The sequence below is a fragment of the Intestinibacter sp. genome, from assembly GCF_022780145.1.
Classification (GTDB): domain Bacteria; phylum Bacillota; class Clostridia; order Peptostreptococcales; family Peptostreptococcaceae; genus Intestinibacter.
This window is the reverse complement of sequence record NZ_JALEXO010000201.1, coordinates 1-3761: the sequence shown is the minus strand read 5'-3', so window position 1 is coordinate 3761 and position 3761 is coordinate 1. Positions and strand designations below refer to the sequence as shown.

Genomic DNA, 3761 nt, shown 5'->3' with positions numbered 1-3761 from the left:
CAGGTTCCCCACTTATAAACTGCATACTTGTGAGAAATCCCCATACCTCACAGCCAACCTCTTCACAGTATTTAAAGTATTCTGTGGCTGTTTTTGCTCGTTTTATTAAAACCTTTCGTGAAGGCTTATGTATTAATTGTATAAATACATTTTTAACTTCCATCTTTTTATGCTCCTTTCTAAGTTCTTTGTAAATTACTCCATATGGAATAAACAGCTGTAGTGGGATAGGGTTTTTAGCGTATTCACTAGGATTACACCCAAATTCTCTAGAAAAAGCCCTCTGATACCCATCTACACTCTGAAATCCCAAATCAAAAGCAATATCTATAATCTTGCAATCTTCATCTCTCAATCTCAAAGCAGATTTAGATAGCTTTAGTCTTCTGATATATTCGGCTGGTGTATAATTCGTATATTCTTTAAACAAACGGTGTGAATACCACGGTGAAAATAAAGAAATTTTAGCTAAATCAGCGAGAGTAATACTCTCATTGATATGTTTTTCTATATAATCCTGCATTCTCTGTACTGCAATTATTTTATCGTGCATATTTTCACCTCCAATATACTTATCATACACCATCATCTATTTGTTTTCTCGACTTATCTTGCTATTTTAAAAATCTATTCCCAGCGGAAAAATTTAATAGCTGTACCTACACATATCAAAATAATCGCAACCATAATTATTATAGGTACTAACACATTATTTATTTCAGTTCCTAAAGTAGTTGCTTTCAGTATCTTTATCCCTTGTGTAAGTGGCATAATATTTACTACCTTTTGCATCTGAACAGGCATAATTTCATATGGAACAGTCGCTCCTGAAAATACTAGCATCGGAAAATACAATATAGATGCAATTACAGATGCACTTTTGCTATTTTTAGCTATTCCACCGACTAACATCCCTATACTAAGTATTGACATCAAAACTAACAACCAGCCAGCAAAGAAAGTCAAATAAGATCCTCGCATTTCAAATTCCCAAAATAATTTTGCAAAAATCCAAAGAACAGCTACTGAAACTGCTGAATAAATTGTATAAATCGCCAAGTGAACAAATAATATCATAGCTGGACTTATCGGTGTTACTTTAAATCTTTTTAGTATTTTTCGCTCTCTATAATCTGACACTAAAATAGGTAATCCCATTAATCCACCTGCACATATAGCAATTGTACTCAAAGCGCCAAATGATTGTTCTATAAAAGAATAATCTGCGCCCTCAAAAGCAGGTTTATTCCCGTAAATAAATCCTAAGATAACAAGTACAACTACCGGCATTATAATCGCAAAAATAACCATATTCATATCTCTAATAGATAATTTTCCTTCTATCTTCAACATTTTACCAAACATCTATTTTCCCTCCTCATCTGAATACCAAAGATATGCATCCTCAAATTTATCACATGGACTATTTTTTATAGCCTCCTCGACTGTACCGTAAAAAACAGTTTTTCCTTTATTTAAAATAAGTATTTCATCACATAATATCTCGACCTCATCCATAAAATGCGAAGTTAAAATAATCGTCAATCCATCCTTTTTTAATTTCTCCAATGTCCTCCACACTTCTCGTCTTGCTCTAGCATCTAACCCAGTCGTAAGCTCATCTAAAAATACGACCTCAGGTTGTGGAATAAGAGCAAGAACAATAAATAATCGCTGACGTTCTCCACCAGAAAGAGATTTTACTTGGTTCCTTTCTTTATCAGATATACCGAATTCTTTTAACAATTCTCTCCAATCTGCTGGATTTTTGTATATACATGCTGTTTCTTCACACAATTCATCTACTCTTATTTCTGATTGATAATTTGAATCTTGGAATTGAACACCTATTTTTTCAAATAATTTCTTTCTATCTTTTATTGGATTCATCCCACAAATGCTGACATTTCCCGAATCAGATTTTTTTGTACCTAAAATACACTCAATACTAGTACTCTTTCCAGCTCCATTTGCCCCTAAAATACCTACTACCGTTCCCGGTTTTACAGATAAATTTAGATTATCAACAGCTGTTTTTTCACCATATGATTTGCAGAGTTTGTTTACTTTTATGATTTCTTCCATTTTGGTTTACCTCCTAATTATTTCTTATGTTGATAATTTTATCTTGTTTACTAGGGTTATATCTCGACTATTCTTGCTATTTTAAATATAATATTCTTTACAAACAAAAAAGATATAGAATAGTTGTTCATGATAACTACTCTATATCTTTTCTAATATTATTTAACCATATATTAAATAAACTATTTTCTTTCTTTCATAGTTAAGGCATTTTTCTTACAAGTACTATTACAAATACCACATCCAATACACTTGCTCTCGTCTACTGTAACTTTACCTTCTTTAATTTCAAACACTCCAAAATGACATCTTTTAGCGCATTTACCGCATCCAACACATTTGCTCTCATCAAACTCTATAACATATTTACTAGGCGGCCAAACCCCAATACTTTTTCTTCTTTGTTGTGATCTAAGTACATAACAACAATCACCGCAACAGTTACAAATTCCATTAGGATTAGCCGTATGCATTAATCCAGCTTCATGCGCGTCTATAACAACTTGTTTAGCTCTTTCTTTATCCATTTTTTCTACAAAATCAATTTCTAAAGGTTTAAAAAATACTTTTAAATAATCAACAGCAACCTCTGGAACTTTAAACTTTTTAATAAATAAACTATGCAATATAATCACTTCCTATTTAATTTAACTAAATATAATATACAAAATTGTAATTATAAGATGATTGTAATTATACAAATAATTATTTGTCAATTATTTAACTTCCATTCCACAAGGCATAGAAACCTCAGCTGCCACACAATCATTCATAATAGTTTCATAAAGTCTGAAACCACCAGAAAAATTATAACAGTCAAATCCATTTTGACTTAAAATACGACATGCTATATAGCTTCTAAGACCACTTTGACAATTTACATAAACTGTTTTTCCTTTTTCTAGTTCACCGATTCTCGCACGCAATCCATCTACAGGAATATTTATAAATCCATCAAAATGGCCTCTTGCGTATTCCTGTGGTGTTCTAGCGTCAAGCAGAATTACACTTCCATCTCTTGGAAGATCGGCTACTTCATCCCAGAAGAACTGTTTTAAAAGTCCATTTGAAATGTTTTCAATCATAAATCCAGCCATATTCACTGGATCCTTTGCAGATGAATAAGGAGGTGCATAAGCTAAGTCTAAATCCTTTAAGTCAAATGCTTTGATTCCTGCATGAATCGCAGTTGCAAGTACATCAATTCGTTTGTCGACACCTTCATATCCTACAATTTGAGCTCCAAGCAGCTTATAAGTTTCTTTTTCAAATAATACCTTCATAGTCATGACCTTGCCACCTGGATAATAAGAAGCATGGCTCATAGGTGATAAGTAAACTTTGTCGCAGTCAATTCCTAATTTTTTCGCAGTTTTCTCATTAATTCCTGTTGTGGCAGCTGTCATATCAAAGATTTTTATTATTGAAGAACCTTGAGAACCAATGTATGTACTATTACCACCACAAATATTATCGGCAGCGATACGTCCTTGTTTGTTTGCTGGGCCTGCTAGAGGAATCAATACATTTTCATCTGTAACATAATTCTTTACTTGAACTGCATCGCCAACTGCGTAGATATCTGTGATTGATGTTTCCATTTTGTCATTTACTAGAATACTATCCTTTATTCCTAACTCTAGCCCAGCCTGTTTCGCAAGGTGCGTATCTGGTGT

5 protein-coding genes are annotated in these 3761 nt (G+C 32.9%); all 5 read right to left on the bottom strand.

Annotation, left to right across the window (positions count from 1 at the left end; all coding sequences use genetic code 11):
* A partial coding sequence (locus MR593_RS07885) for a helix-turn-helix transcriptional regulator (protein ID WP_290691662.1) occupies positions 1-553 on the bottom strand: 553 nt, incomplete at its 3' end.
* 74 nt (positions 554-627) lie between these two features.
* Positions 628-1365 carry an ABC transporter permease gene (locus MR593_RS07880; RefSeq protein WP_290691660.1) on the bottom strand — a complete coding sequence of 246 codons (738 nt, stop codon included), beginning with the start codon at positions 1363-1365 and terminating at the stop codon, positions 628-630.
* The gene (locus tag MR593_RS07875) at positions 1366-2085 is read right to left on the bottom strand and encodes an ABC transporter ATP-binding protein (protein ID WP_290691659.1); all 720 of its coding nucleotides are present in this window, start codon (positions 2083-2085) and stop codon (positions 1366-1368) included.
* Positions 2086-2267: 182 nt separating this feature from the next.
* Positions 2268-2711, bottom strand: a complete 444-nt coding sequence (locus MR593_RS07870; RefSeq protein ID WP_290691658.1) for an ATP-binding protein — start codon at positions 2709-2711, stop codon at positions 2268-2270.
* Between the two features lie 90 nt (positions 2712-2801).
* A partial coding sequence (locus MR593_RS07865) for a rhodanese-like domain-containing protein (protein WP_290691656.1) occupies positions 2802-3761 on the bottom strand: 960 nt, incomplete at its 5' end.

Coding starts and splice junctions, on each gene's coding strand:
- MR593_RS07880 (WP_290691660.1), bottom strand. CDS start 1,365: ATGTTTGGTAAAATGTTGAAGATAGAAGGAAAATTATCTATTAGAGAT.
- MR593_RS07875 (WP_290691659.1), bottom strand. CDS start 2,085: ATGGAAGAAATCATAAAAGTAAACAAACTCTGCAAATCATATGGTGAA.